The sequence below is a fragment of the Micromonospora aridisoli genome (assembly GCF_056150025.1).
On the sequence record NZ_JAXCFK010000132.1, the window covers coordinates 1 to 558 of the forward strand.

The window sequence follows — 558 nt, forward strand, 5'->3', positions numbered from 1 at the left end:
CCGCTACTGGATGAAGAGTTCTCGAAGATCGAGGTGCAGCCAGTGGCTGAAGGAGATCTGTATTGAAGACCCCGATGCACCAAGTCCCGATAGTCTACGAAGATGAAAGTGAAGTCTGGCTTCGGGACATCATGGAAAACCACTACGAGGAGGCCCGGCAACGGGCCCTCTCACTCCTTGCAGAAACCAGTACTGACCGGAACGGCTGCAAGGTGACGGGCACAGTCGCCCCCAGAAAGGTCCGGTTTCGAGGTCGGCAGATCAGGGCCTACCGCTTCATCCTCTGCGTCCTTGAAAGGGCTGTCGTGGACGAGGCTATGGTGGTCCGCCATCGCTGCCATAACCGCCTCTGCATGAACCCCGATCACCTCCAATTCGGGACGCAGGCGGACAACAAGCGGGACGATTGAGAGTACTGGGCTGGCGGGGTGGACTTCGAGTTGCTTTGACGGAGCCTGTGGCTCAGCCCTAGCCCGACCGATTGACCCCGACACCCTCAACACCCCCGGAGCTCAGGCTCTGGGGGACACCGGGGCACAAAGCGGGGCACTTTGCGGC

General features: G+C 60.4%; 1 protein-coding gene. It reads left to right on the forward strand.

The window, feature by feature from the left end; translation table 11 throughout:
* Window positions 1-62 precede the first annotated feature (62 nt).
* Window positions 63-410: an HNH endonuclease gene (locus tag SM447_RS29735; protein WP_474576181.1), complete on the forward strand. Its 348-nt coding sequence runs from the start codon at window positions 63-65 to the stop codon at window positions 408-410.
* The last annotated feature ends 148 nt before the right edge of the window (window positions 411-558 follow it).